This window comes from Nocardiopsis sp. TNDT3, assembly GCF_003427465.1.
Taxonomy (GTDB): Bacteria; Actinomycetota; Actinomycetes; order Streptosporangiales; family Streptosporangiaceae; genus Nocardiopsis; species Nocardiopsis dassonvillei.
In genome coordinates this window covers 1-3,223 of the sequence record NZ_QPFC01000798.1, presented here as the reverse complement: position 1 = coordinate 3,223, position 3,223 = coordinate 1, and the positions used below count along the sequence as shown (strand labels likewise).

The 3,223-nt window shown below is 73.8% G+C and carries 3 protein-coding genes; 1 reads left to right on the top strand and 2 read right to left on the bottom strand.

The features are described from left to right. Window positions 1-337: 337 nt before the first annotated feature. Together DQW06_RS19600 and DQW06_RS19595 are read right to left on the bottom strand one after the other, a co-directional pair. Window positions 338-1,135, bottom strand: a complete 798-nt coding sequence (locus DQW06_RS19600; RefSeq protein ID WP_071622072.1) for a MerR family transcriptional regulator — start codon at window positions 1,133-1,135, stop codon at window positions 338-340. A gap of 18 nt (window positions 1,136-1,153) precedes the next feature. Next, window positions 1,154-2,065 (bottom strand): alpha/beta fold hydrolase, encoded by a 912-nt coding sequence (locus DQW06_RS19595; RefSeq protein WP_013153080.1) that lies wholly within the window; start codon window positions 2,063-2,065, stop codon window positions 1,154-1,156. 114 nt (window positions 2,066-2,179) lie between these two features. Between DQW06_RS19595 and DQW06_RS19590 the strand changes: the two genes are divergently transcribed. Then, window positions 2,180-3,157 (top strand): aldo/keto reductase, encoded by a 978-nt coding sequence (locus tag DQW06_RS19590; protein ID WP_013153079.1) that lies wholly within the window; start codon window positions 2,180-2,182, stop codon window positions 3,155-3,157. Window positions 3,158-3,223 lie beyond the last annotated feature (66 nt).

Genomic DNA, 3,223 nt, shown 5'->3' with positions numbered 1-3,223 from the left:
GTGTGAACGCCCGGGGACGATCCGTCGCGGCACGGTGAACGCCGGGCATGACCGCTGTTACAGGCGCAGGGCACCGGGCCGCCTCCGTCACCGACGGCTTCCGTGCCCGCGGTCCCCGGACCGGTGGCCCCGTACCGCGGACTCCGGATCGTCGGCCCCGCGGCGGTGGGCTTACCGGGCGCTCCGGATCGGTGCCCCCCGAAGCGGAGGGGCCCGGACCCGGCGGTCCCGTGCCGGTGGCCCCTGGGCCAGCCGCCCCCGAACCCGGCGGCCTTCGGCCCCGGCGCTCCCCCCGAAGCGCCGCGGCCGCGGCTCCCTTCTGCCGTGTCCTCCCGTCTCATCCCCTCCGGGGCGCCGCGTCCGGCGCGGGGTCCACGCGTTCGAGCCTGGTCCAGCCGGACCAGCCCCGCTCCTTCAGCAGCTCGATCAGCCGCCGCGCCGGGGGCACCGTGTCGAAGACCAGCCTGTCCATCAGCTCGGCGAGCGCCGGTTCGACATCGGTGTCGTCCACGTAGTCCTCGCCCCGTTCGTCGGCCATGCGCGTGAGGTAGTCGGCCAGTTCGTCGGCCATCCCGGCCAACCGCGGGTCGTCGCCGCTCCGGCCGAGCGCCCGGCCCAGCACGAGGTAGAAGTCGACGAACCGCGGATCGGCGAGCTGCTCCCGCTTACGCGCCGTCCACTCCGCGACCCGTTCGGGTGAGTGCGCGGCCAGCAGGATCCAGCCCTCGCGCTCGGCCCTGACGATCCGCTCGTGCACCCCGAGCCCCCGCAGCCGGGCGAGGTGGTCGACCACCTCCGGCGGCAGCGCCAGGCCGTCCCCCGCTCTGAGCCGGGCGACCTGCTCGCGGTGCCGCTGCCGCTGCCGGATCTCCGCGCGCAGCCGCGCGTCGATGTCGGCGACCGCCGCGGCGAACTCCTCCTCGTCGGCCCGTAGCAGCTCCCGCACACGCGCCAACGGGACTCCGGCCCCGGCGAGGGTCCTGATCCTGATCAGCTCGACCACGGCGTCGGCGCCGTACCTGCGGTAGCCGGAGCGGTCGCGTTCGGGCTCGGGCAGCAATCCCTTGGCGTGGTAGTGCCGCACCGCGCGCACCGTCACCCCCGCGTACGACGCCAGTTCGCCGATGGTCAGCATGGCACCGATCCCTCCTGGTCAGGGTGTGTGCGAGGGTTCGGCTCGCCCGCCCGTGCCCCGTGTGTCCCGGATGATACGGGCGATCTCCGGGGCGTGGGTGAAGACGAGCTGGTGGTCGGCGTCGAGCCGGTGCACGGCGATGCGCGGCTGCGCGCGGACGAGCCGCGCGACACCGGCACGCCAGTTCCGGTTGAACCGTGTCGCGTGTTCCCCGCCCCTGTCACCGGCCATCGCGGTCGACACGACCATGCTGACGGGCAGGTCGATCCTGTCGTAGCGGTCGAGGATCGTGGACCGGACCCCGTCGATCTCCGTGTTCAGGTCCAAGACCTCCTGGGCGGTGAGCAGCACCTGACGCGCGGTGCCCCGCTCGGCCTCGTGCCGTGCCGCCTGCTCCTGCCACATCGCGCGGAAGAGCGGCAGGTCGGCCTCGGTGACGAACGGTTCGGGCACCGGGTTGGCCCCGTCGAGGAGCACGAGTCCGGCGACGCCGCCGGGGTGCTCGGAGGCGTGGTGCACGGCCAGGTCCGCGCCCAGGGAGTAGCCCACGAGCAGGGGCGCCTCGGGCGGGCCGAGCCGTTCCAGTTCCGCCAGCACGGCGCCGAGGTCGCCGAGGAAGGCCTCGAAGGAGTACCGGTCGGCGGCGGAGGCGAGGCCGTGACCCCTGAGGTCGAAGGTCACCACGTCGTGGTCGCGCCGCAGCAGCCCGGCCAGCTCGCACAGGTCGGCCTGTGTCGTGTGCAGGCCGGGGCACAGGACCAGCGGCCGCCCCCGGCCGCCCCGGGTCACCGGGATGGTGACACCGTCGTGGTGGACCGTGAAGCGCCGCAGCGACCCGGCGCCCCGTCCGTCCCGCTCCTCACCGCGGCCCCGTCCGCGGTACGGCTCGTGGGGCCCGTTCGTCTTGGTCGTGGCGTTCTCGGTGTTCATGCCGCCATGGTGCGGGGTTGACCTAGGGTCAGGGTCAACCCCGCCGCCGGAGCGGAACGCGATCAGGGGAGTCCACGCAGATGGGAACGCTCCCAAGGGCCTAGGATCGCACCCATGGAAACACGCGTACTCGGCCGCACCGGCAACAACGTGGGCGTCATCGGTTTCGGCGCCTGGCAGATCGGAGCCTCCTGGGGCGAGGTCAGCGAGGCCGACGCCCTGGCCGCCCTGCACGCGGCCGCCGACGCCGGTGTCACCTTCTTCGACACCGCCGACGTCTACGGCGACGGCCGCAGCGAGCGGCTCGTCGGCCAGCTGCTCAAGGAGCGCCCCGGCATCACCGTGGCCACCAAGATGGGCCGCCGCGCCGACCAGACCCCCGACAACTACAACCCCGACAACTTCCGCGCCTGGAACGACCGCTCCCGCCAGAACCTGGGCGTGGACACGATCGACCTCGTCCAGCTGCACTGCCCGCCCTCGCGGGTCATCGCCACCGACGCCGTCTTCGACGACCTGGACGCCATGGTCGCCGAGGGCCGCATGCGCGCCTACGGCGTGTCGGTGGAGACCGTGGACGAGGCCCTGACCGCGATCGCCCGGCCCAACGTGGCCACGGTGCAGATCATCCTCAACGCCTTCCGCCACAAGCCGCTGGAGAGGGTGCTGCCCGCCGCCCGCGAGGCCGGGGTCGGCATCATCGCCCGCGTGCCCCTGGCCAGCGGTCTGCTGTCGGGCAGGTTCAGCGCCGACACCGCCTTCGGCGAGGACGACCACCGCAACTTCAACCGCGAGGGCCAGGCCTTCGACAAGGGCGAGACCTTCTCCGGCATCGACTACGCGACCGGACTGGAGGCGGTGGAGCGCCTGCGCCCGCTGGTGCCCGAGGGCGTGACGATGGCCCAGTTCGCACTGCGCTGGATCCTGGACCAGGAGGGGGTCAGCGTGGTCATCCCCGGCGCCCGCAACGCCGACCAGGCGCGCGGCAACGCCTCCGCCGCCGAGCTGGCCCCGCTCGACCCCGAGGTCCGCGCCCGGGTGGCCGAGGTCTACGACGAACTCGTCCGGCCCCAGGTCCACCACCTGTGGTGACGAACGCGTGACCGCCCCCGGGCCCGACGCCCGGGTGCCCCCGCCTGACGGCTCCGGGGCCGGGGG